Here is a 26,994-nt window from a genome sequence, read left to right on the forward strand (position 1 = left end):
CCTCCGGTCAGGACGATGCGCTGCTGGACATCTACCGCAAGCTGCGTCCGGGTGAGCCGCCGACCAAGGAGTCGGCGCAGACGCTGCTGGAGAATCTGTATTTCAATCCCAAGCGGTATGACGTGGCCAAGGTCGGCCGCTACAAGATCAACAAGAAGCTCGGGCTTGACCTGGACATGAACCAGGGCACCCTCACCGAAGACGACATCGTCGGGACCATCGAGTACCTCGTCCGGCTGCACGCCGGCGAGGAGGAGGCCACCGTCGGGTCCGCCCCGGTGCCGATCGAGGTCGACGACATCGACCACTTCGGCAACCGGCGCCTGCGCACGGTCGGTGAGCTGATCCAGAACCAGGTCCGTCTGGGCCTGGCCAGGATGGAGCGGGTCGTCCGTGAGCGGATGACCACGCAGGACGTCGAGGCGATCACGCCGCAGACCCTGATCAACATCCGGCCGGTCGTGGCTTCGATCAAGGAGTTCTTCGGCACCTCGCAGCTGTCGCAGTTCATGGACCAGACCAACCCCCTCGCGGGTCTGACGCACAAGCGGCGTCTGTCGGCGTTGGGTCCGGGTGGTCTGTCGCGTGAGCGGGCGGGCATGGAGGTGCGTGACGTTCACCCTTCGCACTACGGCCGGATGTGTCCGATCGAGACGCCTGAGGGTCCCAACATCGGTCTGATCGGGTCGTTGGCGGCGTTCGGGCGGGTCAATCCGTTCGGGTTCGTCGAGACTCCGTACCGCAAGGTCGAGAACGGTGTGGTCAGCGAGCAGATCGACTACCTGACCGCCGATGAGGAAGACCGCTTCGTCGTCGCCCAGGCCAACTCGCTGCTCAACGACGACGGCACGTTCGTCGAGCAGAAGGTCCTGGTCCGCAAGAAGGGCGGCGAGGTCGAGCTGATCCCGCCGGGCGAGGTCCAGTACATGGACGTCTCGGCGCGGCAGATGACCTCGGTCGCGACCGCGATGATTCCGTTCCTGGAGCACGACGACGCCAACCGTGCGTTGATGGGCTCCAACATGCAGCGCCAGTCGGTGCCGCTGCTGCGCAGCGAGGCGCCGCTGGTGGGCACCGGCATGGAATACCGCGCCGCCGTCGACGCCGGTGACGTGATCACCGCCGAGAAGGCCGGCGTGGTGGAGGAGGTCTCCGCCGACTACGTGACCGTCATGAACGACGACGGCACCCGGACCACCTACCGGGTCGCCAAGTTCAAGCGGTCCAACCAGGGCACCTGCTTCAACCAGAAGCCCATCGTCGAAGAGGGCCAGCGGGTCGAGTTCGGGCAGGTCGTCGCCGACGGCCCGTGCACCGACCAGGGCGAGATGGCGCTGGGTAAGAACCTGCTCGTGGCGTTCATGCCGTGGGAGGGTCACAACTACGAAGACGCGATCATCCTCAGCCAGCGTCTGGTGCAGGACGATGTCCTGTCCTCGATTCACATCGAGGAGCACGAGGTCGACGCCCGCGACACCAAGCTGGGCCCCGAGGAGATCACCCGGGACATCCCGAATGTCTCCGAAGAGGTCCTGGCTGACCTGGACGAGCGGGGCATCATCCGCATCGGCGCGGATGTGGTGCCCGGTGACATCCTGGTCGGCAAGGTCACCCCGAAGGGGGAGACCGAGCTGACCCCCGAAGAGCGGCTGCTGCGGGCGATCTTCGGTGAGAAGGCGCGCGAGGTGCGTGACACCTCGCTGAAGGTGCCGCACGGTGAGCAGGGCAAGGTCATCGGCGTGCGGGTGTTCTCCCGCGACGAGGGTGATGAGCTGCCGCCCGGTGTCAACGAGCTGGTCCGCGTGTACGTGGCCCAGAAGCGCAAGATCACCGACGGTGACAAGCTCGCCGGCCGGCACGGCAACAAGGGCGTCATCTCCAAGGTGCTGCCGGTCGAGGACATGCCCTTCCTCGAAGACGGCACCGCGGTCGACATCGTCCTCAACCCGCTCGGCGTGCCCGGCCGTATGAACGTCGGCCAGGTACTCGAGACCCACCTCGGCTGGGTCGCCAGCCGCGGCTGGAAGGTCGAGGGCGACGACGCCGACTGGAAGAAGGCCCTCAAGGCCATCGGCGCCGACGAGGCCGAGCCGTGGACCAACACCGCGACTCCGGTGTTCGACGGTGCCCGCGAGGACGACGTCACCGGCCTGATCGAGAGCACCGTGCCCAACCGCGACGGCGACCGTCTGGTCGGCCCGGGCGGCAAGGCCCGGCTCTTCGACGGCCGTACCGGCGAGCCCTACAAGGACCCGATCTCGGTCGGTTACATCTACATTCTGAAGCTGCTCCACCTGGTCGACGACAAGATCCACGCTCGTTCGACCGGCCCGTACTCCATGATCACCCAGCAGCCGCTCGGCGGTAAGGCCCAGTTCGGCGGCCAGCGCTTCGGTGAGATGGAAGTCTGGGCCCTGGAGGCCTACGGCGCCGCCTACGCGCTGCAGGAGCTGCTGACGATCAAGTCCGACGACGTACTCGGCCGCGTGAAGGTCTACGAGGCCATCGTCAAGGGCGAGAACATCCCCGAGCCCGGCATTCCCGAGTCCTTCAAGGTCCTCATCAAGGAAATGCAGTCGCTCTGCCTCAACGTCGAGGTTCTGTCGAGCGACGGCATGTCCATCGAGATGCGAGACACCGACGAGGACGTCTTCCGCGCTGCGGAGGAGCTCGGCATCGACCTGTCCCGGCGTGAGCCGAGCAGTGTCGAAGAGGTCTGATCAACTCAAGGGGAAACAAGTTGCTTGACGTCAACTTCTTCGACGAGCTTCGCATCGGTCTGGCGACCGCCGACGACATCCGCCAGTGGTCGCACGGCGAGGTGAAGAAGCCGGAGACGATCAACTACCGGACCCTCAAGCCTGAGAAGGACGGGCTCTTCTGCGAGAAGATCTTCGGTCCGACCCGGGACTGGGAGTGCTACTGCGGTAAGTACAAGCGCGTCCGATTCAAGGGCATCATCTGCGAGCGCTGCGGCGTCGAGGTGACCCGAGCCAAGGTGCGCCGTGAGCGGATGGGCCACATCGAGCTGGCCGCGCCCGTCACGCACATCTGGTACTTCAAGGGTGTGCCGAGCCGGCTCGGCTACCTGCTCGACCTGGCCCCGAAGGATCTCGAGAAGATCATCTACTTCGCGGCCTACATGATCACGAGCGTCGACGCCGAGCGTCGCGACCGTGACCTGCCGACCCTCGAGGCGCACATCTCGGTGGAGCGGCAGCAGATCGAGCAGGCCCGCGACGCCCAGGTCGAGGCCCGCCAGCAGAAGCTGGAAGGCGACCTGTCGGAGCTGGAGCAGGCCGGTGCCAAGGCCGACCAGAAGCGCAAGGTCCGTGACGGCGCCGAGCGGGAGATGAAGCAGCTGCGCGACCGTGCGCAGCGCGAGATCGACCGTCTCGACGAGGTCTGGAACCGCTTCAAGAACCTCAAGGTCCAGGACCTCGAGGGCGACGAGATGCTCTACCGCGAGATGCGGGACCGCTTCGGCAAGTACTTCGAGGGGGGCATGGGCGCCGCGGCGATCCAGGCCCGCCTGGAGAACTTCGACCTCGACGCGGAGGCCGAGCGCCTGCGCGACATCATCCGCACCGGCAAGGGCCAGAAGAAGGCCCGCGCCCTCAAGCGGCTGAAGGTCGTCTCGGCGTTCCTCAACACCCGCAACAGCCCGCTGGGCATGGTGCTCGACTGCATCCCGGTGATCCCGCCGGACCTGCGTCCGATGGTGCAGCTGGACGGTGGCCGCTTCGCGACCTCCGACCTCAACGACCTGTACCGCCGCGTGATCAACCGGAACAACCGGCTCAAGCGCCTGCTCGACCTCGGTGCGCCCGAGATCATCGTCAACAACGAGAAGCGCATGCTTCAGGAGGCCGTCGACGCGCTGTTCGACAACGGCCGCCGCGGCCGCCCGGTCACCGGGCCGGGCAACCGCCCCCTGAAGTCGCTCTCCGACATGCTCAAGGGCAAGCAGGGCCGGTTCCGGCAAAACCTGCTCGGCAAGCGCGTCGACTACTCCGGCCGTTCGGTCATCGTCGTCGGCCCGCAGCTGAAGCTGCACCAGTGCGGTCTGCCCAAGCAGATGGCGCTGGAGCTCTTCAAGCCGTTCGTCATGAAGCGGCTGGTCGACCTCAACCACGCGCAGAACATCAAGAGCGCCAAGCGCATGGTCGAGCGGGCCCGCCCGGTCGTGTGGGACGTGCTCGAAGAGGTCATCACCGAGCACCCGGTGCTGCTCAACCGGGCGCCGACCCTGCACCGCCTGGGCATCCAGGCCTTCGAGCCGCAGCTGGTCGAGGGCAAGGCCATCCAGATCCACCCGCTCGTCTGCACCGCGTTCAACGCGGACTTCGACGGTGACCAGATGGCCGTGCACCTGCCGCTGTCAGCCGAGGCCCAGGCCGAGGCACGCATCCTGATGCTCTCGACCAACAACATCCTCAAGCCGTCGGACGGCAAGCCCGTCACCATGCCCACCCAGGACATGGTGATCGGCCTCTACTGGCTGACGACCGAGCGCGACGGCACGAGCGGCGACGGCCGTGCGTTCGGCTCCGTGGCCGAGGCCACCATGGCCTACGACCGCGCCGAGCTGGACCTGCAGGCCAAGATCCAGATCCGGTTCAAGGACGTCCCGCCGCCGCGTGGCTGGCAGGCGCCCGAGGGCTACGAGCCGGGTCAGCCGTACCGCCTGGAGACCACGCTGGGCCGGGCCCTGTTCAACGAGGCCCTGCCCGCCGACTTCCCGTTCGTCAACTACGAGGTCGGCAAGAAGCAGCTCTCCGCGATCGTCAACGAGCTGGCCGAGACCTACCCCAAGGTCGAGGTGGCCAACGCGCTGGACAACCTCAAGTCCACGGGATTCCACTGGGCCACCCGGTCGGGCGTCACCATCTCCATCGAGGACGTGGTGACCCCGCCCAACAAGGCCGAGATCCTGCAGGGCTACGAGGCGCGTGCCGACAAGGTGCAGCGCGAGTTCAACCGCGGTCTGATCACCGATGATGAGCGCAAGCAGGAGCTCATCATGATCTGGAACGAGGCCACCGCCGAGGTCGCCGCGGACATGGAGAAGGCCTTCCCCAAGACCAACCCGGTCTGGATGATGGTCAACTCCGGTGCCCGTGGTAACCCGCTGCAGATCCGGCAGATCTCCGGTATGCGCGGCCTGGTGTCCAACCCCAAGGGTGAGACCATCCCGCGGCCGATCAAGTCGTCCTTCCGTGAGGGCCTCTCGGTCGTCGAGTACTTCATCTCGACGCACGGTGCCCGTAAGGGTCTGGCCGACACCGCGCTGCGCACCGCCGACTCGGGTTACCTGACCCGTCGTCTGGTGGACGTCGCGCAGGACGTCATCGTCCGCGAGGAGGACTGCGGCACCGACCGCACGATCCCGTTCTCGGTGGCCGACAAGCTGGCTGACGGCACGCTGGTCAAGCTGGCCACCACCGAGACCGGCCTGGTCGGGCGGACCATCGCCGAGGACGTCGTCGTCGACGGCACGGTGATCTTCCCGGCCGACACCGACCTGTCGGACACCGTGGTGTCCCGGCTGGTCGAGGTCGGGGTGGAGAGCGTCCGGACCCGTTCGGCCCTCGTCTGCGAGGCCAAGATCGGTGTCTGCGCCGCCTGCTACGGCCGCTCGCTGGCGACCGGCAAGCGCGTGGACGTCGGCGAGGCCGTCGGCATCATCGCCGCGCAGTCCATCGGTGAGCCCGGCACCCAGCTGACCATGCGTACCTTCCACACCGGTGGTGTGGCGGGTGGCGACATCACGCACGGTCTGCCGCGTGTCCAGGAGCTGTTCGAGGCGCGCATCCCCAAGGGTGTCGCCCCGATCAGCGAGGTCGCCGGCCGGGTCAAGATCGACGAGACGGAGAAGACCCGCAAGGTCGTCATCGTCCCGGACGACGGCTCCGACGAGATCCCCTACCAGGTGCCGATGCGTTCGCGTCTCCTGGTCAAGGAGGGCGAGCACGTCGAGGTCGGCCAGCAGCTCATCGCGGGTGCGCAGAACCCGCACGAGGTGCTGCGCATCCTCGGACCGCGCGCCGTGCAGCTCCACCTGGTCCACGAGGTCCAGGAGGTCTACCGGTCGCAGGGTGTGTCGATCCACGACAAGCACATCGAGATCATCGTCCGCCAGATGCTCAAGCGGGTGAACATCCTCGAGTCGGGCGACACCGACCTGCTCCCGGGCGATCTGATCGAGCGTCCGATCTTCGAGCAGCGCAACCGCTCGGTCGTGTCCGAGGGCGGCTCGCCCGCCGCCGGCCGCCCGGTCCTGATGGGCATCACCAAGGCCTCCCTGGCCACCGAGTCCTGGCTCTCCGCCGCCTCCTTCCAGGAGACGACGCGAGTCCTGACCGAGGCCGCGATGCACGCCAAGAGCGACCCGCTGCTGGGCCTCAAGGAGAACGTCATCATCGGTAAGCTCATCCCGGCCGGTACCGGCATGCCGCAGTACCGCAACGTCCGGGTCGAGCCCACCGAAGAGGCCAAGGCGGCGGTCTACTCCGTCGGTTCCTACGACGACGGCGCCGAGTACGCCTTCGGCCAGGGTTCCGGCGAGGCCGTCCCGCTGGAGGAGTACGACTTCGGCCAGTACAACCGCTGAGGCTGAGGTTGCTCTAGGGCACCTCTGATGCCACACGCCGAAGGGCCCCTTCCATTCCGGAAGGGGCCCTTCGCGTTACCTGGACGAGATATCCGGCCGGTCAAGCCGACGATCAGCACAAGGTGTTTTGCCGCGACTTGGGTAGTTCGTCACCAGATGGCGAGGGTGGGGTGGCTACCGTACATAGGGGTCGAACAGGGGGATCTCTTTATGACGAAGATCATCGCGGCGAGCGTGCTGGGCGTGGTCACGGTGTTCGGGGCCGCGGGGGCGGTTCCGGCGCAGGCCACGGCACCGCAGGTCGAGCAGGACTGCCGTACGTACTCCGGGGTCAAGGTGTGCGGTGAGGTCCAGCTGACCGAGAAGCAGAAGCAGTGCGTCCAGCAGGCGGTTCAGAAGGGTATGAGCGAGCGTCGCGCCGAGGTGGAATGCTCGCGCTGACAGGACCTCTAAGAGGCCGCTTCCCATCTGATGGGGAGCGGCCTTCTTTCTGCTTTGGGGGCCGCAGGGATCGGGCTAGAGCGCCGCACGGGCCGGGCTAGGAGCCGCGCGGACCGGGCTAGGAGCCGCACGGACCGGGCTAGAGAGGGAGCGGGCGGCGGGAGACCGGAGAGGACTGCAGGATCGAGGTCGTCGTGCGGCCGTACGGGGTGAAGCGGTCGAGGATGGGTTCGAGGTCGTCGACCGTGCGCAGGTGGGCGACGAAGAAGAAGCAGTCGTCACCGGTCATCCGGTGGCACTCGACGATCTCGGGGATCTCCTCGGCGATCTTGGGGATGCGGCTCAGCTCGCGGAGGGCGGGGCGGACGCGGACCAGGACGCTGATCGGGAAGCCGAGGACCCGGGGGTCCACGGCGGCGTGGTAGCCGGTGATCGCGCCGGAGTCCTCCAGCCGCTGGACCCGTTCGGCGACGGCGGGGGCGGAGAGGGCGACGCGGCGGCCGAGCTCGGCGAGCGTGATCCGGGCGTTCCGCTGGAGCTCGGTGAGGATTCGAAGGTCCGTCGCGTCGAGCGGCTTGGATTCGTAGGCGCGGCCTGGCCTGCCCGATCTGTTCGCCATTCCTCCAACTTACGGAGCGGCCGAAGATACGGCCATGCGTTTCTTCGCCGTGAGCGCCCTCTTCCACTACCTGGGGCCGGCGTTCGCGGTGTTGCTGTTCGCGAGGGTCGAGCCGGTCGGGGTCGCCGCACTGCGGATCTGGAGCGCCGCGCTGGTGTTCGCGCTGTGGCGGCGGTTCAGGTGGGACCGGACGGTCGTGGCCTGGGGCATCGTCTTGGCGGGCATGAACGTGTCGTTCTATATGGCGATAGCGCGGCTGCCCCTGGGGACCGTTGCGGCGATCGAGTTCCTGCCCGTTGTCGCTTTGGCCGCAGTGGGAGCACGAACGCTGCGGAACATGATCGCCCTGGTGGCGGTGGTGGGAGGGGTCTACACCCTCGTGGACGTACGGCTGGAGGGCGAGCCGCTGGGTTTCGTGCTGGCGTTCTTGAACGCGGCGTTGTTCGCGCTCTACATCGTCGTCGCGCATCGTTCAGCCCAGCGGTCCGGTGCCATCGGCGGGCTCGGGGCGGCGATGGCCGTGGCAGCGGTGCTCACGGCGCCTGGCCTGGTCGTGGCCGTACCGGCGCTGACCGATCCGCTGCTGCTCGCGGCGGGGGCCGGGGTGGGAATCTGCTCGTCGGTGATCCCCTACGTGTGCGATCAGCTCGCGATGGCCCGGCTGGCGCGGGAGACGTACGCGCTGATGGTGGCGCTGCTGCCCGCGATGGCGGTGGTGATCGGCGTGATCGTGCTGCGGCAGGTGCCCTCGGCCGTGGAGACGTTGGGGGTGGCTTTGGTGATCTCTGGTGTGGCGTTGCACAGTGAACGGACGGAACCGCTGAAGGAGAAGGCATGGAACAGACACGACTCGGTGGCACGGGGCTGAAGGTCTCACGCATCTGCCTGGGGATGATGAGCTACGGCGACCCCGAGCAGCGCAAGTGGTTCCTGGACGAGGCAGAGGCCGAGCCGATCGTCCGGAAGGCGGTGGAGGAAGGGATCACCTTCTTCGACACCGCGGACATGTACTCGCTGGGCCGGTCGGAGGGGATCACCGGGCGCCTGTTGCCGAAGCTCTTCCAGAGCCGCGACGACTACGTGCTGGCCACCAAGGTCTTTTTCCCGATGGGCGACGGCCCGAACGACCAGGGCCTGTCGCGCAAGCACGTGATGGCCTCGATCGACGCGTCGCTGCGGCGGCTGGGGACCGACCACGTGGACCTCTACCAGATTCACCGGTGGGACTACGACACGCCGATCGAGGAGACCATGGAGGCGCTCCACGACGTGGTGAAGGCGGGCAAGGCCAGGTACATCGGGGCCTCCAGCATGTACGCGTGGCAGTTCGCGAAGGCGCAGCGTGCCGCCGAAGTGGGCGGCTGGACCAAGTTCGTCTCCATGCAGAACCACTACAACCTGGTCTACCGGGAAGAGGAGCGGGAGATGATGCCGCTTTGCGTGGACCAGGGAGTCGGGGTCATCCCGTGGAGCCCGCTGGCCCGCGGGTTGCTGGCGGGCAACCGGGAACGCGGCGGTGAGCGCCGTACCGTGCGTTCCGAGAACGACACGTACGCCGACGACTTGTACGAGGAGGCCGACTTCGACGTGGTCGACGCCGTCAAGGCAGTGGCGGGCGAGCGGGGCGTGCCGCCGGCGCAGGTGGCGCTGGCGTGGCTTCTCCACAAGGAGGGCGTGGCCGCGCCGATCATCGGAGCGACCAAGCTGAGGCACATTGAGGACGCTGCTGCGGCCGCCACGCTGCGGCTGGACGAGAAGGAGCTGGAACGGCTCGAAGCGCCTTATCGGCCGCATCCCATTCTCGGCCACGAGTAACCAGATCCGGTTGAGGCCGCTCCCTGCCGGGGGGCGGCCTCTCCCATGTCAGGGGAACATGGGGCATGGTTTCAGCGTCCAAATGGGGTGGTGATTTGCGATACCACAGGCGGTCGGGGCAGGCTGGGGGCGGAAGACAGCCCTGGGCGGCCACCACGCCGCCCCTGGGACCGAGACCAAGGCTCGGAGGCCGCGTTACGCGCCGCGCGTTTCCGAGTCGCAGGCACGGGCCTGGGGGACCCCCGGGACTACGGCGCTGAAGGAGCCCGACGATGACCGAGAACGACGGCACGCAGGGACCACAGTGGCCGTTGCCTGACGACAAGGAGACGCCGAAGGCGGATCCTGCCGAGGGGCAGCCCGAACAGAGGGACGAACCGCCCGCGCGCCCGATGGGTCAGCCGCCCGCGAGCCCCATGGGTGAGCCGCCCGCGCGGCCGATGGGCGATCGCACGGTGGTCTTTGGTGCTCCCCAACTCGGTGGCACGGCCCAACCGCCGCCTCCGCCCGCGCCTACCGCGCCGCAGGCCCCGCCTGCCGCCGAGCAACCGACGGCCCCTGAGCAGCCGCCTGCCGCCGAACAGCCGACGGCCGCACAGCAGCCCCCCGCCGCGCAGGAGCCCGGGTTCCAGCAGCAGGAGCCTCTGCCGCCTCCGCCGCCGACCATGATCGAGCCGATGCCCATCCCGGGCAGCGAACGGCCGTCCGCGCCGCCGCCCCAGCCGCCGTACGGCCAGGAGCCGCAACCGTACGGCCAGGAGCAGCAGTACGGTCAGGAGCAGCAGTACGGCCAGCCTCCTGCGCAGCACGGTGCACCGCCTGCTGCCAGTGGCTACCCGGCCACCCCCGATCCCCAGCAGCCGTACGGGCAGCCTCCGGTCGCCCCGAGCTTCGAACAGCCCGGCCAGTACGGGCAGGCCCCGTTCGAGCAGCAGCAGAGCGGCTACCCGCAGGAGCCACAGCAGCAGCCATATGGCCAGCAGCAGCCGCCCGCGCCGAGTTATGGGCAGCCGCCCGAGCCTCAGCAGCCGTTCGGACAGCAGACCGAGCCGCAGCAGCAGCCGTACGGTCAGCAGCCCGAAGCCCAGCAGCCGTATGGGCAGGCCCCTTACGGCACGCCGCAGGAGCCGTTCGCCTCACCGGCCGAGCCGTTCCCGCCCACCGGCGAGCCGTTCACGCCGCCAGCCGAGCCTGAGGCGCCGGCCGGCGAGGGCGGGTTGTCCGAGCGCACGATGATCGTTCCAGGGCCTGGTGCCGCGACGCCGGAGCAGGAGCGCCCGGCGGTCGACGACCAGGCGACCACCGCCTGGTCGCCGGGGCCGGACATCCCCGTGGCCTCCGGGCCGGAACGCAGGCCCGCCCAGGAGGCGCCGGCCGAGCCCTGGCAGGCTCCGACGCCGCCTACCACACCCGAACCGTGGACCCCTGAGGCGCAGTCGACGCCGCCCGAGCAACAGCCACCCGCCGTGGACTCCGACCGCACTCTGATGGTCCCGCCGCCAGAGCCCGGCTTCGGCGTGGCCTCGTCGGGCGAGGAGCCCCAGGGTTACGGTGCTCCGGCGACGCCGCCCGGACGCGAGGCAGAGGACGCACAGGCCACGCAGGCGTTCGACCCTTCCGCGGGCCAGTCCTCCGAGCCGCAGCAGCAGGGCGGTGGCCTTCCAGATCAGACGCGCATGGACATGGGCCAATACCAGCAGTGGGGAGCGTCCGCCCAGCCTCCGGCGCCAGGCCAGTCCCCGGCTCCCGGTCAGCCGCAGGCTCCCGGTCAGCAGCCCTACGGCGGCCAGCAGTACGGCCAGGAGCAGCAGCAGTACGGGCAGCAGGGCTACGGGCAGCAGCAGCCCTACGGCCAGCAGGAAGGCCAACAGCGGCAGTACGGCCAGCAAGAGGGCCAGCAGCAGTACGGCCAGCAGGACGCGCAGCAGCCATATGGCCAGCAGCAGTACGGACAACAGCAGCAGTACGGCCAGGCCGCCTACGGTCAGCCTCCCGCACAGCCGAGCCAACCCGGTCAGCAGGGCCAACCCGGTCAGCCCGGTCAGCAGGGCCAGCCAGGTCAGCCCGGCCAGTACGGGCAGCAGCAGTACGGCATGCAGCCCGGCGGCGAAGGCGGCTACGCCGGATACGCGCCCGGCGGCGAGGCTGAGAAGAAGGGCAAGGGCGGCAACAAGAATCTGATGATCATCGGCGGCGCCGTCCTGCTCGTGATCATCATCGTCGTGGTGATCGCCTTCCTCATCTAAAAACTCGGTCAGATCTTCCCCGGGAGCTGGTCTCCCGGGACCGGAGTGCCGATGGGAACTCCCGCCGCCCGGCGGGAACAACCCGTCGGCACTCCGTCGTTATGGTTACGGTTAAACGGCCCAAACGGGCCCTCTTGCGCCATTCGGGGGGCGACCTCCGGTCCCCGAGGGTTGCTTCGGAGGGGCTGGGCGTTGTAATGCACCGTTCGCTTTGCACTTTGGCGGCGGGGTAGGTAATCTCTTCGCTTGTGCCCGCTGTGCGGGCCGCTATGCGTGCGCGCCGACCAGGTCCGCTGAGGCCAGGCCCCGCGCCGCACTACTCCCCGGCTTGATTCGGCCCTTTGAGGGGCCGGGCGGTCTGTGTCGGTCTGTGGAACCTGTTCGTTCAGGGGCTAGGACGACACGCCCGACCGCGGGGGTCGGAGAGGTCGGGAAACCGGCAGGTCACAGCCTCCCGTGAGGTAGTGATGACGGGTCTCGCGTGAGCGGAACTCCCGCGAGAGCGGAACCCAGACAGAACTAAGACTTACCGGCTCGGTACGAGGGAAGACGGAGACGCGGTGCCCACGATCCAGCAGCTGGTCCGCAAGGGCCGCCAGGACAAGGTGACCAAGAACAAGACGCCCGCGCTGAAGGGCAGTCCCCAGCGCCGGGGTGTCTGCACGCGCGTCTACACGACGACGCCCAAGAAGCCGAACTCCGCGCTTCGCAAGGTCGCCCGTGTCCGGCTGACCAGCGGGATTGAGGTCACGGCCTACATCCCCGGCGTCGGACACAACTTGCAGGAGCACTCGATCGTGCTCGTGCGCGGCGGCCGAGTGAAGGACCTCCCGGGCGTTCGGTACAAGATCATCCGCGGTTCGCTCGACACCCAGGGCGTGCGGAACCGCAAGCAGGCGCGCAGCCGCTACGGCGCGAAGAAGGAGAAGAGCTAATGCCGCGCAAGGGCCCGGCTGGCAAGCGCCAGCTCATTGCCGACCCGGTGTACAACTCGCCGCTGGTCACCGCGCTGATCAACAAGATCCTCCTGGACGGCAAGCGCTCCATCGCGCAGAGCATCGTGTACGACGCCCTCGAGGGTGCCCGCGAGAAGACCGGCAACGACCCGGTCGTCACGCTGAAGCGCGCGCTCGACAACGTGAAGCCGACCCTGGAGGTCCGCAGCCGCCGTGTCGGTGGCGCGACCTACCAGGTCCCGGTGGAGGTGCGGCCCGCCCGCTCCACCACCCTGGCGCTCCGCTGGCTGGTCATCTACGCCCGCCAGCGCCGCGAGAAGACCATGACCGAGCGGCTGATGAACGAGCTGCTCGACGCGAGCAACGGCCTCGGCGCGTCTGTCAAGAAGCGCGAGGACACGCACAAGATGGCGGAGTCCAACAAGGCCTTCGCTCACTACCGCTGGTGATCCGGCGGATCACGAGTTACGACGAGACGACGCGAGGACGGCAGTGGCTACCAAAACCGGTGTAGACCTGGCCAAGGTCCGCAACATCGGGATCATGGCCCATATCGACGCGGGCAAGACCACGACGACTGAGCGCATCCTGTACTACACGGGGATGAGCTACAAGATCGGCGAGGTCCACGACGGCGCCGCGACCATGGACTGGATGGAGCAGGAGCAGGAGCGGGGGATCACCATCACCTCCGCCGCCACCACCTGCGAATGGCCAGTCGACGACGTCAAGCACACGATCAACATCATCGACACCCCTGGCCACGTTGACTTCACCGTCGAGGTGGAGCGCAACCTGCGGGTGCTCGACGGTGCGGTCGCGGTGTTCGACGGCGTGGCCGGTGTGGAGCCGCAGTCCGAGACCGTGTGGCGTCAGGCCGACCGCTACGGCGTGCCGCGCATGTGCTTCGTCAACAAGCTCGACCGCGTCGGCGCGGAGTTCCACCGCTGCGTCGACATGATCGAGAGCCGGCTCAACGCGATCCCGCTGGTGCTGCAGCTGCCGATCGGCGCCGAGTCCGACTTCAAGGGCGTCATCGACCTCGTGACGATGAAGGCCCTGCTCTGGAACGAAGAGGCCAAGCTCGGCGAGATGTACGACACCGTCGACATCCCCGACACGCACGCCGAGGCCGCCCGTGAGTGGCACGACAAGCTGGTCGAGACCCTCGCCGAGAACGACGACGAGATCATGGAGCTGTACCTGGAGGGCGACGAGCCCACCATCGAGCAGCTCTACGCCGGCATCCGCCGCGCGACGATCGCCGCCAAGCTCACCCCGGTGACCTGTGGCACCGCGTTCAAGAACAAGGGCGTCCAGCCGCTGCTCGACGCGATCGTGCGTTACCTGCCCAACCCGCTGGACGACGGCGGCGTGGACGGTCACGCGGTCCGCGACGAGGGCAAGGAACTGCACCGCGACGCCAGCGAGGATGAGCCGTTCTCCGCTCTGGCGTTCAAGATCGCGAGCGACCCGCACCTCGGCAAGCTGACGTTCATCCGCGTCTACTCCGGCGTCCTGGAGTCGGGCACCTCGGTGCTCAACTCCAACAAGGAGCGCAAGGAGCGGATCGGCAAGATCTACCGGATGCACGCCAACAAGCGCACCGAGATCGAGCGCGTCGGCGCCGGCGACATCGTCGCGGTGATGGGTCTCAAGCAGACCACCACCGGTGAGACGCTGTGCGACGACAAGAACCCCGTCGTCCTCGAGTCGATGAACTTCCCGGCGCCCGTCATCCACGTGGCGATCGAGCCGAAGACCAAGGCCGACCAGCAGAAGCTGGGCACCGCGATCCAGCGGCTGGCCGAGGAGGACCCGTCCTTCCAGGTCCGCACCGACGAGGAGACCGGCCAGACCGTGATCTCCGGCATGGGCGAGCTCCACCTGGAGATCCTCGTCGACCGGATGAAGCGCGAGTTCAAGGTCGAGGCCAACGTCGGCAAGCCGCAGGTGGCCTACCGCGAGACCATCACCCGCAAGGTCGCGAAGGTCGAGTACACCCACAAGAAGCAGACGGGTGGCTCCGGCCAGTTCGGCCGCGTGATCATCGACCTCGAGCCGCTGGGTGAGGGTAACGACGGTTACGAGTTCGAGAACAAGGTCACCGGTGGCCGCATCCCGCGGGAGTACATCCCGTCGGTGGACGCGGGCTGCCAGGAGGCCGCCGAATTCGGTGTCCTCGCCGGCTACCCGATGGTCGGTGTCAAGGTCACCCTGCAGGACGGCGCCTACCACGAGGTCGACTCCTCGGAAATGGCGTTCAAGGTAGCCGGTTCGATGGCCTTCAAGGAGGCGGCGCGCAAGGCGGGCGCCACCCTGCTGGAGCCGGTGATGGCGGTCGAGGTCACCACGCCCGAGGAGAACATGGGCGATGTGATCGGCGACATCAACAGCCGCCGCGGCCAGGTCCACTCGATGGACGAGCGGTCGGGCATGCGGGTCGTCAAGGCCGTCGTCCCGCTGTCGGAGATGTTCGGCTACGTGGGCGATCTGCGCAGCAAGACCCAGGGCCGGGCTGTTTTCACCATGCAGTTCGACTCCTACGCCGAAGTTCCGGGGAATGTCGCGCAGGAGATCATCGCCAAGGCGCGGGGCGAGTAGCACCGGGCCTGCCTCGGATCACCATCCAAGCCAGATACATGAGGCGGTCGTCTAGGCGGCCGAGGATCGCAAACGTACCAAGGAGCAACCAGTGGCGAAGGCCAAGTTCGAGCGGACGAAGCCGCACGTAAACATCGGCACCATCGGTCACATCGACCACGGTAAGACCACGCTTACCGCGGCGATTACCAAGGTGCTCCACGACAAGTACCCGGACATCAACCCCTTCACGCCGTTCGAGGACATCGACAAGGCACCGGAGGAGCGCGAGCGCGGTATCACCATCTCCATCGCGCACGTCGAGTACCAGACCGAGGCGCGCCACTACGCCCACGTCGACTGCCCGGGTCACGCCGACTACATCAAGAACATGATCACCGGTGCCGCCCAGATGGACGGCGCGATCCTGGTCGTGGCCGCCACCGACGGCCCGATGCCGCAGACCAAGGAGCACGTGCTCCTGGCCCGCCAGGTCGGCGTTCCCTACATCGTCGTCGCGCTCAACAAGTGCGACATGGTGGACGACGAGGAGATCCTGGAGCTCGTCGAGCTCGAGGTCCGTGAGCTCCTGTCCGAGTACGAGTTCCCGGGCGACGACCTCCCGGTCGTGCGCGTCTCGGCGTTCCAGGCCCTGCAGGGCGACGAGAAGTGGGCCGACTCGATCGTCGAGCTGATGACCGCCGTCGACGAGAACGTCCCCGAGCCGGTCCGTGACACCGAGAAGCCCTTCCTGATGCCGATCGAGGACGTCTTCTCGATCACCGGTCGCGGCACGGTCGTCACCGGCCGCATCGAGCGTGGCGTTGTCAACGTCAACGAGGAAGTCGACATCATCGGCATCAAGGAGACGTCGACCAAGTCGACCGTCACCGGTGTCGAGATGTTCCGCAAGCTGCTCGACCAGGGCCAGGCGGGCGACAACGTCGGTCTGCTCCTGCGCGGCATCAAGCGTGAGGACGTCGAGCGCGGCCAGTGTGTCATCAAGCCGGGCACCAACACCCCGCACACCGAGTTCGAGGCTCAGGTCTACATCCTGTCCAAGGACGAGGGCGGCCGCCACACGCCGTTCTTCAACAACTACCGGCCGCAGTTCTACTTCCGTACCACGGACGTGACCGGCGTGGTGAACCTCCCCGAGGGCACCGAGATGGTCATGCCGGGCGACAACACTGAGATGAACGTTCAGCTCATCCAGCCGATCGCCATGGAGGAGGGCCTGAAGTTCGCCATCCGTGAGGGTGGCCGGACGGTCGGCGCCGGTCGGGTCATCAAGATCACCAAGTAACACCCTTCGTGGCTGCGGCGGCCCGGCCGCCCGCACGGCAACCGGGCCGCCGCAGCACGAACCCAGGCAAGTACCAGCGGCACTACCAGTAAAGGACACCGAGGCCACCATGGCGGGACAAAAGATCCGCATCCGGCTCAAGGCCTACGACCACGAGGTCATCGACACCTCCGCGAAGAAGATCGTTGAGACGGTGACGCGGACGGGCGCCAAGGTCGCGGGCCCGGTGCCGCTGCCGACCGAGAAGAACGTGTACTGCGTCATCCGCTCGCCGCACAAGTACAAGGACAGCCGCGAGCACTTCGAGATGCGCACGCACAAGCGGCTGATCGACATCATCGACCCGACGCCCAAGACCGTCGACTCGCTCATGCGGCTCGACCTTCCGGCCGGCGTTGACATCGAGATCAAGCTCTAAGGGACGCACCAGAGATGAGTACGCAGAGGAAGGGCGTCCTGGGCGAGAAGCTCGGCATGACCCAGGTCTTCGACGATGAGGGCCGGATCGTTCCGGTAACCGTCGTCCAGGCCGGGCCGTGTGTCGTCACCCAGCTCCGCTCGCAGGAGAAGGACGGCTATACCGCCGTCCAGATCGGGTACGGGCAGATCGACCCGCGCAAGGTGAACAAGCCGCGCACGGGTCACTTCGAGAAGGCCGGCGTCACGCCGCGCCGCTACCTCGTCGAACTGCGCGCCGACGACACCACCGAGTACGAACTCGGCCAGGAGATCACCGTAGAGGTCTTCGAAGCCGGTCAGAGGATCGACGTGACCGGCACCAGCAAGGGCAAGGGCACCGCCGGTGTCATGAAGCGTCACGGCTTCAAGGGCCTCAGCGCGTCGCACGGCACCCAGCGCAAGCACCGCTCGCCGGGTTCGATCGGCGGCTGCGCGACCCCCGGTCGCGTCTTCAAGGGCCTGCGCATGGCGGGGCGGCACGGCAACGCCCGCACCACCGTGCAGAACCTGACCGTCCACGCCATCGACACCGAGAAGAACCTGCTGCTCATCAAGGGCGCGGTTCCCGGCCCGAACGGCGGCGTGGTGCTGGTCCGCGACGCAGTGAAGGGAACGGGCAAGTGACCTCGAAGGTAGACATCGACCTGCCCGCGGAGATCTTCGACGCCAAGACCAGCGTCCCGTTGATCCACCAGGTCGTGGTGGCCCAGCTGGCCGCCGCGCGCCAGGGCACGCACTCGACCAAGACCCGCGGCGAGGTCCGTGGCGGTGGCAAGAAGCCGTACCGGCAGAAGGGCACCGGCCGCGCCCGTCAGGGTTCGACCCGCGCGCCCCAGTTCGCCGGCGGTGGCATCGTTCACGGCCCGCAGATGCGGGACTACTCGCAGAAGACGCCGAAGAAGATGAAGGCCGCCGCTCTCCGCGGCGCCCTGTCCGACCGTGCCCGCTATGGCCTGGTGCACATCGTGGACACCATCATCGACGGCGACACCCCGAAGACGAAGACCGCCCTCGCCAACCTGCGCGGCATCACCGACGCCAAGCGCGTCCTCCTGGTCCTGGACCGTGAGGACGAGCTGACGTGGAAGAGCCTGCGCAACGAGCCGAGCGTCCATGTCATCGTCTCGGACCAGCTCAACACCTACGACGTGATGGTGAACGACGTCGTCGTCTTTACCCAGGCGGCCTACGACGAGTTCATCTCGCGCGCGACGAAGAAGTAAGGGGGAGACCACGTGAACAAGATCGCTGATCCCCGTGACGTCATCATCGCGCCGGTCGTCTCGGAGAAGAGCTACGGGCTGCTGGACGAGAACAAGTACACGTTCCTCGTCCGCACCGACGCGAACAAGACGCAGATCAAGCAGGCGGTCGAGGAGGTGTTCAACGTCAAGGTGACGAGCGTGAACACCATCAACCGCCAGGGCAAGCGCAAGCGCACCCGGTTCGGCTATGGCAAGCGCAAGGACACCAAGCGCGCCATCGTCAGCCTGGCCGAGGGCGAGCGGATCGACATCTTCGGCGGCCCGGCCTAAAGCCGGGGCGATCGAAGAGTTAGTTAAGGGATGAACGAAAAAGATGGGCATCCGTAAGTACAAGCCGACGACTCCGGGTCGTCGCGGCTCCAGCGTGGCCGACTTCGTCGAGGTCACCCGCCGCGAGCCCGAGAAGTCGCTGCTGCGTCCGCTCCCCAAGAAGGGCGGCCGCAACAACCACGGCCGCATCACCACCCGGCACCAGGGCGGCGGCCACAAGCGCGCGTACCGAGTGATCGACTTCCGTCGGCACGACAAGGACGGGATCCCGGCCAAGGTCGCGCACATCGAGTACGACCCCAACCGCACCGCGCGGATCGCGCTGCTGCACTACGCGGACGGCGAAAAGCGCTACATCCTCGCCCCGCAGGGCCTGAAGCAGGGCGACCGGGTCGAGAACGGGGCGGGCTCGGACATCAAGCCGGGCAACTGCCTGCCGCTGCGCAACATCCCGACGGGTACGGTCATCCACGCCATCGAGCTCAAGCCCGGTGGCGGCGCCAAGATCGCCCGTTCCGCGGGCGCCGGCGTCCAGCTGCTCGCCAAGGAGGGCAAGTACGCCACGCTGCGTATGCCGTCCGGCGAAATGCGCATGGTGGACGTCCGCTGCCGCGCCACGGTCGGCGAGGTCGGCAACGCCGAGCAGTCGAACATCAACTGGGGTAAGGCCGGCCGTATGCGGTGGAAGGGCAAGCGCCCGACCGTCCGCGGTGTGGCCATGAACCCGATCGACCACCCGCACGGTGGTGGTGAGGGCAAGACCTCCGGTGGTCGGCACCCGGTGAACCCGAACGGTAAGAAGGAAGGCCGCACCCGCCAGGCCAACAAGGCCAGCGACCGGCTGATCGTCCGTCGTCGCAGCAAGAAGAAGCGGTAGGAGTCGCTCGTCATGCCACGTAGCCTTAAGAAGGGCCCGTTCGTGGACGACCACCTGATCAAGAAGGTGGAAACCCAGAACGACAAGGGCACCAAGAACGTGATCAAGACGTGGTCGCGGCGCTCCATGATCGTGCCGGACATGATCGGTCACACGATCGCCGTGCACGACGGCCGCAAGCACGTTCCGGTGTTCATCACCGACGCCATGGTGGGACACAAGCTCGGCGAGTTCGCGCCGACGCGCACGTTCCGCAGCCACGTCAAGGAAGACCGCCGCAGCCGTCGCGGCTGAGCGGGCACGTAGGAGAGAGGGATCAGCGATGGAAGCCAGGGCCCAGGCGCGGTTCATCCGCGTCACGCCCATGAAGGCCCGCCGCGTGGTGGACCTCATCCGCGGCCTGCCGGCCGCGGAGGCGCAGGCGGTGCTGCGGTTCGCCCCACAGGCCGCCAGTGAGCCGGTGGGCAAGGTGCTCGCGAGTGCCATCGCCAACGCCGAGCACAACTTCAAGCTCGACACCGACACGCTCGTCGTCAGCGCGGCGTGGGTGGACGAGGGGCCGACGCTCAAGCGTTTCCGTCCCCGCGCCCAGGGTCGGGCTTACCGCATCAACAAGCGCACGAGCCACATCACCGTGGTCGTCGCGCCGCAGGGCGAGGTCGCTGCGGCTGCCGGCGGTAAGAAGACGAGGAGGGCCCGGTAGTGGGTCAGAAGATCAACCCGCACGGGTTCCGGCTCGGCATCACCACCGACCACAAGAGCGTGTGGTTCGCCGACAAGCTCTACAAGGACTACGTCAAGGAAGACGTCCAGATCCGGCGCATGCTGCAAAAGGGCATGGACCGGGCGGGCATCTCCAAGGTGGAGATCGAGCGGACCCGTGACCGTGTAGAGGTCAACATTCACACCGCCCGGCCGGGCATCGTCATCGGCCGTCGCGGTGCCGAGGCCGAGCGGCTCCGGGGCGACCTGGAGAAGCTGACCGGCAAGCAGGTGCGGCTGAACATCCTCGAGGTCAAGAACCCCGAGATCGACGCCCAGCTCGTCGCGCAGGGCGTGGCCGAGCAGCTGTCCAGCCGTGTCGCGTTCCGCCGTGCCATGCGCAAGGCCATCCAGTCCGCGATGAAGTCGGGAGCCAAGGGCATCAAGGTCCAGTGCTCCGGCCGTCTGGGCGGCGCTGAGATGTCCCGGTCCGAGTTCTACCGCGAGGGCCAGGTCCCGCTGCACACGCTGCGCGCCGACATCGACTACGGGTTCTACGAGGCCCGGACGACCTTCGGCCGCATCGGCGTCAAGGTGTGGATCTACAAGGGCGAGGCCGCGGCGACCCGCGCCGAGCGCGAGCAGAAGGCCGCGCAGCAGCGCGCCGCCGGTGGCGGTGGCGGCGGTGGCCGCGAGCGTCGCGGTGGTGACCGCCGTGGCGGTGCCCGCGGTGGCCGTGGTGGCCGTGGCGGCGAGGGCCGTGGCGGCGAGCGCGGCGGTGCGCCGCGCCAGCAGCAGAGTTCCGAGCAGCCGGCGCCGTCCGCTGACGCTGCTCCGACTGGAGAGGGGAGCTGAGTAAGCGATGCTGATCCCTCGTAAGGTCAAGCACCGTAAGCAGCACCACCCGAAGCGCCGGGGAATGGCCAAGGGCGGTACGAAGGTTACTTTCGGTGAGTACGGCATCCAGGCCGTCGAGGGCGCGTACGTGACCAACCGGCAGATCGAGGCCGCACGTATCGCCATGACCCGCCACATCAAGCGTGGTGGCAAGGTCTGGATCAACATCTTCCCGGACCGCCCGCTGACCAAGAAGCCCGCCGAGACCCGCATGGGTTCCGGTAAGGGTTCGGTCGAGTGGTGGGTGTCCAACGTGAAGCCGGGCCGCGTGATGTTCGAGATCTCCTACCCGAACGAGCAGGTCGCTCGGGAGGCCCTCACCCGCGCGATCCACAAACTCCCCATGAAGTGCAAGATCGTTAAGCGAGAGGTGGGTGAGTCCTGATGGCCAAGGGTCTTGCCGCCGACGATCTGCGGACCGAGCCTGAGGACGTCCTGGTCACCAAGCTGAAGGAGGCGAAGGAGGAGCTGTTCAACCTTCGTTTCCAGGCCGCCACCGGCCAGCTGGAGAGCCACGGTCGCCTGCGCACCGTGAAGCGCGAGATCGCACGCATCTACACCGTGATGCGGGAGCGGGAGCTCGGCATCGTCACGGTCGCCGAGGAGACGGACGCGGCGTCCGAGGAGGGCAACAACGATGACTGAGCAGAAGACAGACGAGCGGAGCACCCGCAAGATCCTTGAGGGTCTGGTGGTCAGCGACAAGATGGACAAGACCGTGGTCGTGTCCGTCGAGGACCGCGTGAAGCACGCCAAGTACCACAAGGTGATCCGCCGTACGACCAAGTACAAGGCGCACGACGAGGCCAACGAGTGTGGCGTCGGCGACCGCGTCCGTCTCATGGAGACCCGGCCGCTGTCCGCCACCAAGCGGTGGCGCGTGGTCGAAGTCCTCGAGAAGGCCAAGTAATCACTGGTTCCACCAGGCTGCCCGGGAGCGGGCAGAACCGGTGTGACGAACAGGAGTTGACGTGATCCAGCAGGAGTCGCGACTCAAGGTCGCCGACAACACGGGTGCGAAGGAGATCCTTTGCATCCGTGTGCTCGGCGGCTCGGGTCGGCGCTACGCGGGAGTCGGCGACGTCATCGTTGCGACGGTGAAGGACGCCCTTCCCGGCGCCGGCGTGAAGAAGGGTGACGTCGTCAAGGCAGTTGTCGTGCGTACCCGCAAGGAGCGTCGTCGTCCCGATGGCTCCTACATCCGCTTCGACGAGAACGCGGCCGTCCTGATCAAGGACGGTGGCGACCCCCGCGGCACCCGTATCTTCGGCCCGGTGGGCCGCGAGTTGCGCGAGAAGAAGTTCATGCGAATCATCTCGCTCGCGCCGGAGGTGCTGTGATGAAGATCAAGAAGGGTGACGAGGTCATCGTCATCGCCGGTAAGGACAAGGGCGCCACGGGCAAGGTCCTGCGCGTCGACCCGAACCGGGAGCGTGTTGTCGTCGAGGGCGTCAACATCATCACCAAGAACATCAAGGCCGACGCGCAGCGGGCCGGCAAGGAGAGCGGCCAGGTCAAGGTCGAAGCGCCGCTCCACGTCAGCAACGTGGCTCTCGTCGAGGACGGCAAGCCGGTTCGCGCCGGCTACCGCATCGACGAGGACGGCACGAAGGTCCGGGTCTCGCGCCGTACCGGCAAGGAGATCTGACAATGACCGACACCGTGACCGAGACCACCGAGCGCCCCGTTCCGCAGCCGCGCCTGAAGCTCCGCTACCGCGAGGAGATCGCGAAGGGGCTGCAGGAGCAGTTCGGCTACGCCAACGTGATGCAGATCCCCGGCCTGACCAAGATCGTGGTCAACATGGGTGTGGGTGACGCCGCCAAGGACGCCAAGCTGATCGAGGGTGCCATCAAGGACCTCTCGGCGATCACCGGCCAGAAGCCGGCCGTCAACCGGGCCCGCAAGTCCATCGCGCAGTTCAAGCTGCGCGAGGGCATGCCGATCGGCGCGCACGTCACGCTGCGCGGCGACCGCATGTGGGAGTTCCTGGACCGGCTGCTGTCCACGGCGCTGCCGCGGATCCGTGACTTCCGGGGCTTGTCGCCCCGGCAGTTCGACGGCAACGGCAACTACACCTTCGGGCTGACCGAGCAGGTCATGTTCCACGAGATCGACCCGGACAAGGTCGACCGCTCGCGGGGCATGGACATCACGCTCGTCACCTCAGCCAAGACCGACGACGAGGGCCGGGCGCTGCTCAAGCTCCTGGGCTTCCCCTTCAAGGAGAACTGAGCATGGCGAAGAAGTCGCTGATCGCCAAGGCGGGACGGAAGCCGAAGTTCGGCGTGCGCGCGTACACTCGCTGCTCGCGCTGCGGCCGTCCGCGCTCCGTCTACCGGAAGTTCGGCCTCTGCCGAGTGTGCTTCCGTGAGATGGCGCACCGCGGTGAGCTTCCCGGCATCACCAAGTCGAGCTGGTGAACCTCCGCGGGCCGCGACCGCTGAGGGAACGGCCCGCGCCGGCACCAGCCTGTAATGACCAACCGGGCATCTGATGAAGGTGCCCACGACCGCGCCAAAGGTCCACGGATCCGGTTCCGGAGCCTGGAAACCGTGGCGAGGGAGGGCCAGTAGGCCATGACGATGACCGACCCGATCGCAGACATGTTGACACGTCTGCGGAACGCCAACTCGGCATACCACGACTCGGTGGCCATGCCGTACTCGAAGATCAAGGCGCATATCGCCGAGATCCTCCAGCAGGAGGGTTACATCACCGGCTGGAGCGTCGAGGACGCCGAGGTCGGCAAGAAGCTCAACATCGAGCTCAAGTTCGGTCCGACGCGTGAGCGTTCGATCGCCGGCATCAAGCGCGTCTCGAAGCCGGGTCTGCGCGTGTACGCCAAGAAGGACAACCTGCCGAGGGTGCTCGGGGGCCTGGGGATCGCGATCATCTCGACGTCCTCCGGTCTGATGACCGACCGGCAGGCAGGCAAGCGCGGCGTGGGCGGGGAAGTCCTCGCCTACGTCTGGTGAGGGGAGGGCTCTAACCATGTCTCGTATTGGACGACTTCCCATCACCGTGCCCAGCGGCGTCGACGTGAAGATCGACGGCCAGGAGGTCACCGTCAAGGGGCCCAAGGGCACGCTGTCCCACGTCGTGGCCGAGCCGATCGAGGTTCAGCTCGAGAGCGGCACGCTCACCGTCGGCCGCCCGAACGACGTGAACACCGTGCGCGCGTTGCACGGTCTCACTCGCGCGCTCATCAACAACATGGTCGTCGGTGTCACCGAGGGCTACAGCAAGACCCTCGTGATCCAGGGTGTCGGTTACCGCGCCGTGCCCAAGGGCAAGAACATCGAGTTCTCCCTGGGCTACAGCCACCCGATCCTGGTCGAGGCGCCCGACGGCATCACCTTCACCGTCGAGAAGCCGACCCAGATCAAGGTCGAGGGCATCGACAAGCAGAAGGTCGGCGAGGTGGCCGCCAACATTCGTAAGCTGCGCAAGCCCGACCCGTACAAGGGCAAGGGCGTGCGTTACGAGGGCGAGCACATCCGTCGCAAGGTCGGAAAGGCTGGTAAGTAGTCATGGCAGGCACCAAGACCCTGGCCGGAAAGGCCACGCTGGCGCGGGCCAAGTCCCGCAAGCGCCGGCACCTGCGGGTCCGGAAGAAGGTCGTCGGCACCGCCGCGCGTCCTCGCCTGGTCGTGACCCGCTCCACCAAGCACGTCTTCGTCCAGGTCATCGACGACACCGCGGGCCACACGCTGGCCCACGCGTCGACGATGGAGGCGGAGCTGCGCAGTGACTCCGGCGACAAGACCGCCAAGTCCCGCAAGGTCGGCGAGCTCGTCGCCGCGCGGGCCAAGGAGGCCGGTGTCTCCGCCGTGGTCTTCGACCGTGGCGGCAACAAGTACCACGGGCGTGTCGCCGCTGTCGCGGACGGCGCTCGCGAGGGGGGCCTCCAGCTGTGATGGCCCTTAATTCCCTTAACGAGAAGAGGAACCACTGATGGCAGCGCAGAGGCGTGGTGGCGGTCAGGGTGGCGACCGTCGCGACGGCCGCCGCGACGACCGCCGCGGTGGCGCCGACAAGGGCCAGTCGTACATCGAGAAGGTCGTGGCGATCAACCGTGTCGCCAAGGTCGTGAAGGGTGGTCGTCGCTTCAGCTTCACCGCCCTCGTCATCGTCGGTGACGGCAACGGCACCGTCGGCGTCGGCTACGGCAAGGCCAAGGAAGTCCCCGCGGCCATCGCCAAGGGCGTCGAAGAGGCCAAGAAGCACTTCTTCAAGGTGCCGCGGATCCAGGGCACCATCCCGCACCTGGTGCAGGAGCGGGACGCCGCGGGCGAGGTCCTGCTGCGCCCGGCCAGCCCGGGTACCGGTGTGATCGCCGGTGGTCCGGTGCGCGCCGTGCTGGAGTGCGCCGGCATCCACGACGTGCTGAGCAAGTCGCTGGGCAGTGACAACGCGATCAACATCGTGCACGCCACGATCGCCGGTCTGAAGGCGCTCAAGCGGCCCGAGGAGATCGCGGCCAAGCGCGGCCTGCCGATCGAGGACGTCGCCCCGGCAGCCATGCTGCGTGCACGCGCCGCCGGCAGTGAGCCGAGGGCGGAGGCACCGACCTCATGAGCCAGCTCAAGATCACGCAGATCAAGTCCGTGATTTCGGAGAAGCAGAACCAGCGTGACACGCTGCGCACCCTGGGCCTCAAGAAGATCGGTCAGAGCACCGTTCGCGAGGACACCCCGCAGGTGCTCGGCATGATCCGGACGGTGGCGCACCTGGTCACCGTCGAGGAGGTCGACTGACATGGCTGATCTCAACAAGGAGACCACCGCCACTGAGGGGGCCACTGAGGGCATGCCCCTCAAGGTGCACGACCTGCGTCCGGCCCCCGGCGCCAACAAGGCCAAGGTCCGCAAGGGCCGTGGTGAGGCGTCCAAGGGCAAGACCTCTGGTCGCGGCACCAAGGGCACCAAGGCCCGCAACACGGTTCCGGTCGGGTTCGAGGGCGGCCAGATGCCCCTGATCCGCCGCATCCCGAAGCTCAAGGGCTTCAAGAACCCCAACCGGGTCGAGTTCCAGGTCGTGAACCTGGACAAGCTGTCCGAGCTCTACCCCGAGGGTGGCGAGGTCACGGCGCAGGACCTGGCGGCGAAGGGCGCGGTGCGCCCCAACCGTCCGGTGAAGGTCCTCGGCACCGGCGACATCTCCGTCGCGGTCCAGGTGAAGGTCAACGCCTTCTCCAAGTCCGCCAAGGAGAAGATCGCCGCAGCCGGTGGCACCACCGACGAGCTGTAAGCAAGCACGCGAACAGGGCCCCGGCCCCCCGCAAGGGGACCGGGGCCCTGCCGCATCCCTACGCTCCACCGGGCGTGTGGGGCCGGGAGTGTAGGGCTGTGTGTGCATGCTCCGCTGGCTGTGTGGAGACTGGGGTGCCGCTCTTATGAGCGGACGGCACTAGCAGCGGTGGCGGGTCGTCTTGGTTACGCCGATCCAGAGGGTCTCGGATCCCCTGGGAGTCCTCCGGTACCAGTTGCCGTGGGCCCGCCAGGTGTAGGTGCCGCTGGACTTGCACTTGGCCTTGGGGTTGACGCTGCCCTTGCGGTAGATGGTCTTGCTGGAACGGCCGTCCCAACCCCACCAGCGCTTCTGCTGGAGCGTGACCTTGAAGTAGGTGGCGCCGCAGTTCTTGAGCTTGCCGCCGATGACCGTGTGCCAGCCATTCCTGAACTTCTGCTTGTACGGCCGCCACATGTAGACGCAGTTGGGGGCGGCCTTGAGGACCTCACGGCCGGCGGACGTCAGCTGGCCTTCGAGGTCGGCCAGCCGGACGGCGGAGTAACCGGCGGTGGCGGACGCCGCGGTGGAGGACGCGGCGGCCGGGGCGGCCGGGGCTACCTCCGCGTGGGCGGTGCCCGTGGCGACCATGGGGGAGAGCGTGGCGACGCCGGTCAGCGCGACGGTGCCTAGTTTGACGCTGAGACTCATGA

33 protein-coding genes are annotated in these 26,994 nt (G+C 67.4%); 31 read left to right on the top strand and 2 right to left on the bottom strand.

Annotated features, from left to right (window positions below; genetic code table 11):
* The 3 genes from rpoB to ACH34W_RS18970 all read left to right on the top strand — a co-directional run.
* On the top strand, positions 1-2,720 hold a 2,720-nt coding region (gene rpoB, locus ACH34W_RS18960; protein WP_395962242.1), incomplete at its 5' end, for a DNA-directed RNA polymerase subunit beta.
* A 20-nt stretch (positions 2,721-2,740) separates the two neighbouring features.
* On the top strand, positions 2,741-6,613 hold the full coding sequence (locus ACH34W_RS18965) for a DNA-directed RNA polymerase subunit beta' (RefSeq protein ID WP_395962243.1): 3,873 nt from the start codon (positions 2,741-2,743) through the stop codon (positions 6,611-6,613).
* Positions 6,614-6,823: 210 nt separating this feature from the next.
* Complete coding sequence (locus tag ACH34W_RS18970) at positions 6,824-7,054, top strand: hypothetical protein (RefSeq protein WP_395962244.1); 231 nt, start codon at positions 6,824-6,826, stop codon at positions 7,052-7,054.
* 139 nt (positions 7,055-7,193) lie between these two features.
* On the opposite strand, the gene ACH34W_RS18975 is transcribed toward ACH34W_RS18970, so the two are convergent.
* Complete coding sequence (locus ACH34W_RS18975) at positions 7,194-7,673, bottom strand: Lrp/AsnC family transcriptional regulator (RefSeq protein ID WP_395962245.1); 480 nt, start codon at positions 7,671-7,673, stop codon at positions 7,194-7,196.
* Positions 7,674-7,707: 34 nt separating this feature from the next.
* On the opposite strand from ACH34W_RS18975, the gene ACH34W_RS18980 reads away from it, so the two are divergent.
* From ACH34W_RS18980 to rplO, 28 genes are all read left to right on the top strand, one after another.
* Positions 7,708-8,541, top strand: coding sequence for an EamA family transporter (locus ACH34W_RS18980; protein ID WP_395962246.1), 834 nt, complete (start codon positions 7,708-7,710; stop codon positions 8,539-8,541).
* Positions 8,508-9,488: an aldo/keto reductase gene (locus ACH34W_RS18985; RefSeq protein ID WP_395962247.1), complete on the top strand. Its 981-nt coding sequence runs from the start codon at positions 8,508-8,510 to the stop codon at positions 9,486-9,488. The genes ACH34W_RS18980 and ACH34W_RS18985 overlap by 34 nt, the downstream gene beginning before the upstream one ends.
* A gap of 272 nt (positions 9,489-9,760) precedes the next feature.
* Positions 9,761-11,734: a hypothetical protein gene (locus ACH34W_RS18990; RefSeq protein ID WP_395962248.1), complete on the top strand. Its 1,974-nt coding sequence runs from the start codon at positions 9,761-9,763 to the stop codon at positions 11,732-11,734.
* Between the two features lie 560 nt (positions 11,735-12,294).
* On the top strand, positions 12,295-12,669 hold the full coding sequence (gene rpsL, locus ACH34W_RS18995; RefSeq protein ID WP_019632621.1) for a 30S ribosomal protein S12: 375 nt from the start codon (positions 12,295-12,297) through the stop codon (positions 12,667-12,669).
* Positions 12,669-13,139, top strand: a complete 471-nt coding sequence (gene rpsG / locus ACH34W_RS19000; RefSeq protein ID WP_151558974.1) for a 30S ribosomal protein S7 — start codon at positions 12,669-12,671, stop codon at positions 13,137-13,139. Before rpsL ends, rpsG begins: the two co-directional genes overlap by 1 nt.
* Positions 13,140-13,182: 43 nt before the next feature.
* Positions 13,183-15,294: an elongation factor G gene (fusA, locus tag ACH34W_RS19005; RefSeq protein ID WP_395962249.1), complete on the top strand. Its 2,112-nt coding sequence runs from the start codon at positions 13,183-13,185 to the stop codon at positions 15,292-15,294.
* 91 nt (positions 15,295-15,385) lie between these two features.
* Positions 15,386-16,579 (top strand): elongation factor Tu, encoded by a 1,194-nt coding sequence (tuf, locus tag ACH34W_RS19010; protein WP_395962250.1) that lies wholly within the window; start codon positions 15,386-15,388, stop codon positions 16,577-16,579.
* 109 nt (positions 16,580-16,688) lie between these two features.
* Positions 16,689-16,997 (top strand): 30S ribosomal protein S10, encoded by a 309-nt coding sequence (gene rpsJ, locus ACH34W_RS19015; protein ID WP_018657599.1) that lies wholly within the window; start codon positions 16,689-16,691, stop codon positions 16,995-16,997.
* Between the two features lie 14 nt (positions 16,998-17,011).
* Entirely contained in the window at positions 17,012-17,662 is a 651-nt protein-coding gene (gene rplC, locus ACH34W_RS19020; RefSeq protein ID WP_395962251.1) for a 50S ribosomal protein L3, read from the top strand.
* The gene (rplD, locus tag ACH34W_RS19025; RefSeq protein WP_395962252.1) at positions 17,659-18,261 is read left to right on the top strand and encodes a 50S ribosomal protein L4; all 603 of its coding nucleotides are present in this window, start codon (positions 17,659-17,661) and stop codon (positions 18,259-18,261) included. The genes rplC and rplD overlap by 4 nt, the downstream gene beginning before the upstream one ends.
* Before the next feature lie 12 nt (positions 18,262-18,273).
* Complete coding sequence (rplW, locus tag ACH34W_RS19030; RefSeq protein WP_395962253.1) at positions 18,274-18,573, top strand: 50S ribosomal protein L23; 300 nt, start codon at positions 18,274-18,276, stop codon at positions 18,571-18,573.
* 43 nt (positions 18,574-18,616) lie between these two features.
* Entirely contained in the window at positions 18,617-19,450 is an 834-nt protein-coding gene (rplB, locus tag ACH34W_RS19035; protein WP_358411999.1) for a 50S ribosomal protein L2, read from the top strand.
* 12 nt (positions 19,451-19,462) lie between these two features.
* A complete protein-coding gene (gene rpsS, locus ACH34W_RS19040; RefSeq protein WP_395962254.1) occupies positions 19,463-19,744 on the top strand; it encodes a 30S ribosomal protein S19 in 282 nt (93 codons plus the stop codon).
* Between the two features lie 28 nt (positions 19,745-19,772).
* Positions 19,773-20,153: a 50S ribosomal protein L22 gene (gene rplV / locus ACH34W_RS19045; protein ID WP_395962255.1), complete on the top strand. Its 381-nt coding sequence runs from the start codon at positions 19,773-19,775 to the stop codon at positions 20,151-20,153.
* Positions 20,153-21,007, top strand: a complete 855-nt coding sequence (gene rpsC, locus ACH34W_RS19050; RefSeq protein ID WP_395962256.1) for a 30S ribosomal protein S3 — start codon at positions 20,153-20,155, stop codon at positions 21,005-21,007. The genes rplV and rpsC overlap by 1 nt, the downstream gene beginning before the upstream one ends.
* A 7-nt stretch (positions 21,008-21,014) precedes the next feature.
* Entirely contained in the window at positions 21,015-21,434 is a 420-nt protein-coding gene (gene rplP, locus ACH34W_RS19055) for a 50S ribosomal protein L16 (protein WP_395962257.1), read from the top strand.
* Positions 21,434-21,694: a 50S ribosomal protein L29 gene (gene rpmC, locus ACH34W_RS19060; RefSeq protein ID WP_395962258.1), complete on the top strand. Its 261-nt coding sequence runs from the start codon at positions 21,434-21,436 to the stop codon at positions 21,692-21,694. The genes rplP and rpmC overlap by 1 nt, the downstream gene beginning before the upstream one ends.
* Complete coding sequence (gene rpsQ, locus ACH34W_RS19065; protein ID WP_344548232.1) at positions 21,687-21,959, top strand: 30S ribosomal protein S17; 273 nt, start codon at positions 21,687-21,689, stop codon at positions 21,957-21,959. The genes rpmC and rpsQ overlap by 8 nt, the downstream gene beginning before the upstream one ends.
* A 61-nt stretch (positions 21,960-22,020) precedes the next feature.
* Positions 22,021-22,389: a 50S ribosomal protein L14 gene (rplN, locus tag ACH34W_RS19070; RefSeq protein WP_026414311.1), complete on the top strand. Its 369-nt coding sequence runs from the start codon at positions 22,021-22,023 to the stop codon at positions 22,387-22,389.
* Positions 22,389-22,697, top strand: coding sequence for a 50S ribosomal protein L24 (rplX, locus tag ACH34W_RS19075; RefSeq protein ID WP_395962259.1), 309 nt, complete (start codon positions 22,389-22,391; stop codon positions 22,695-22,697). The genes rplN and rplX overlap by 1 nt, the downstream gene beginning before the upstream one ends.
* 2 nt (positions 22,698-22,699) lie before the next feature.
* Positions 22,700-23,284: a 50S ribosomal protein L5 gene (gene rplE, locus ACH34W_RS19080; protein WP_395962260.1), complete on the top strand. Its 585-nt coding sequence runs from the start codon at positions 22,700-22,702 to the stop codon at positions 23,282-23,284.
* 2 nt (positions 23,285-23,286) lie between these two features.
* Positions 23,287-23,472, top strand: coding sequence for a type Z 30S ribosomal protein S14 (locus tag ACH34W_RS19085; protein ID WP_067454638.1), 186 nt, complete (start codon positions 23,287-23,289; stop codon positions 23,470-23,472).
* 156 nt (positions 23,473-23,628) lie between these two features.
* A complete protein-coding gene (gene rpsH, locus ACH34W_RS19090; RefSeq protein WP_395962261.1) occupies positions 23,629-24,027 on the top strand; it encodes a 30S ribosomal protein S8 in 399 nt (132 codons plus the stop codon).
* Between the two features lie 16 nt (positions 24,028-24,043).
* Entirely contained in the window at positions 24,044-24,580 is a 537-nt protein-coding gene (gene rplF, locus ACH34W_RS19095) for a 50S ribosomal protein L6 (RefSeq protein WP_395962262.1), read from the top strand.
* Between the two features lie 2 nt (positions 24,581-24,582).
* Positions 24,583-24,969, top strand: a complete 387-nt coding sequence (gene rplR / locus ACH34W_RS19100; RefSeq protein ID WP_151558940.1) for a 50S ribosomal protein L18 — start codon at positions 24,583-24,585, stop codon at positions 24,967-24,969.
* A 34-nt stretch (positions 24,970-25,003) separates the two neighbouring features.
* Positions 25,004-25,630 (top strand): 30S ribosomal protein S5, encoded by a 627-nt coding sequence (gene rpsE, locus ACH34W_RS19105; RefSeq protein WP_395962707.1) that lies wholly within the window; start codon positions 25,004-25,006, stop codon positions 25,628-25,630.
* Positions 25,627-25,809, top strand: coding sequence for a 50S ribosomal protein L30 (gene rpmD, locus ACH34W_RS19110; RefSeq protein WP_153537466.1), 183 nt, complete (start codon positions 25,627-25,629; stop codon positions 25,807-25,809). Before rpsE ends, rpmD begins: the two co-directional genes overlap by 4 nt.
* Positions 25,810-25,861: 52 nt before the next feature.
* The gene (gene rplO / locus ACH34W_RS19115) at positions 25,862-26,302 is read left to right on the top strand and encodes a 50S ribosomal protein L15 (RefSeq protein WP_395962708.1); all 441 of its coding nucleotides are present in this window, start codon (positions 25,862-25,864) and stop codon (positions 26,300-26,302) included.
* A 159-nt stretch (positions 26,303-26,461) separates the two neighbouring features.
* Here rplO and ACH34W_RS19120 read toward each other — a convergent pair whose 3' ends face one another.
* Positions 26,462-26,992: a hypothetical protein gene (locus ACH34W_RS19120; RefSeq protein WP_395962263.1), complete on the bottom strand. Its 531-nt coding sequence runs from the start codon at positions 26,990-26,992 to the stop codon at positions 26,462-26,464.
* Between the last annotated feature and the right edge of the window lie 2 nt (positions 26,993-26,994).

It is taken from the genome of Actinomadura sp. 6N118 (genome assembly GCF_044326415.1).
GTDB lineage: Bacteria > Actinomycetota > Actinomycetes > Streptosporangiales > Streptosporangiaceae > Spirillospora.

Excerpts from the sequence above, each read along its gene's own strand:
- rpsS (WP_395962254.1), top strand. The coding sequence starts at position 19,463 with ATGCCACGTAGCCTTAAGAAGGGCCCGTTCGTGGACGACCACCTGATC.
- rplX (WP_395962259.1), top strand. The coding sequence starts at position 22,389 with ATGAAGATCAAGAAGGGTGACGAGGTCATCGTCATCGCCGGTAAGGAC.
- ACH34W_RS18990 (WP_395962248.1), top strand. The coding sequence starts at position 9,761 with ATGACCGAGAACGACGGCACGCAGGGACCACAGTGGCCGTTGCCTGAC.
- ACH34W_RS18970 (WP_395962244.1), top strand. The coding sequence starts at position 6,824 with ATGACGAAGATCATCGCGGCGAGCGTGCTGGGCGTGGTCACGGTGTTC.
- ACH34W_RS18980 (WP_395962246.1), top strand. The coding sequence starts at position 7,708 with ATGCGTTTCTTCGCCGTGAGCGCCCTCTTCCACTACCTGGGGCCGGCG.
- rpmD (WP_153537466.1), top strand. The coding sequence starts at position 25,627 with ATGAGCCAGCTCAAGATCACGCAGATCAAGTCCGTGATTTCGGAGAAG.
- rplR (WP_151558940.1), top strand. The coding sequence starts at position 24,583 with ATGGCAGGCACCAAGACCCTGGCCGGAAAGGCCACGCTGGCGCGGGCC.
- rpmC (WP_395962258.1), top strand. The coding sequence starts at position 21,434 with ATGGCCAAGGGTCTTGCCGCCGACGATCTGCGGACCGAGCCTGAGGAC.
- ACH34W_RS18975 (WP_395962245.1), bottom strand. The coding sequence starts at position 7,673 with ATGGCGAACAGATCGGGCAGGCCAGGCCGCGCCTACGAATCCAAGCCG.
- rplB (WP_358411999.1), top strand. The coding sequence starts at position 18,617 with ATGGGCATCCGTAAGTACAAGCCGACGACTCCGGGTCGTCGCGGCTCC.
- rpsQ (WP_344548232.1), top strand. The coding sequence starts at position 21,687 with ATGACTGAGCAGAAGACAGACGAGCGGAGCACCCGCAAGATCCTTGAG.
- rplC (WP_395962251.1), top strand. The coding sequence starts at position 17,012 with ATGAGTACGCAGAGGAAGGGCGTCCTGGGCGAGAAGCTCGGCATGACC.
- rpsH (WP_395962261.1), top strand. The coding sequence starts at position 23,629 with ATGACGATGACCGACCCGATCGCAGACATGTTGACACGTCTGCGGAAC.
- rplE (WP_395962260.1), top strand. The coding sequence starts at position 22,700 with ATGACCGACACCGTGACCGAGACCACCGAGCGCCCCGTTCCGCAGCCG.
- rpsJ (WP_018657599.1), top strand. The coding sequence starts at position 16,689 with ATGGCGGGACAAAAGATCCGCATCCGGCTCAAGGCCTACGACCACGAG.
- ACH34W_RS19120 (WP_395962263.1), bottom strand. The coding sequence starts at position 26,992 with ATGAGTCTCAGCGTCAAACTAGGCACCGTCGCGCTGACCGGCGTCGCC.
- ACH34W_RS19085 (WP_067454638.1), top strand. The coding sequence starts at position 23,287 with ATGGCGAAGAAGTCGCTGATCGCCAAGGCGGGACGGAAGCCGAAGTTC.
- rplV (WP_395962255.1), top strand. The coding sequence starts at position 19,773 with ATGGAAGCCAGGGCCCAGGCGCGGTTCATCCGCGTCACGCCCATGAAG.
- rplF (WP_395962262.1), top strand. The coding sequence starts at position 24,044 with ATGTCTCGTATTGGACGACTTCCCATCACCGTGCCCAGCGGCGTCGAC.
- rplO (WP_395962708.1), top strand. The coding sequence starts at position 25,862 with ATGCCCCTCAAGGTGCACGACCTGCGTCCGGCCCCCGGCGCCAACAAG.
- rpsG (WP_151558974.1), top strand. The coding sequence starts at position 12,669 with ATGCCGCGCAAGGGCCCGGCTGGCAAGCGCCAGCTCATTGCCGACCCG.
- ACH34W_RS18985 (WP_395962247.1), top strand. The coding sequence starts at position 8,508 with ATGGAACAGACACGACTCGGTGGCACGGGGCTGAAGGTCTCACGCATC.
- rplP (WP_395962257.1), top strand. The coding sequence starts at position 21,015 with ATGCTGATCCCTCGTAAGGTCAAGCACCGTAAGCAGCACCACCCGAAG.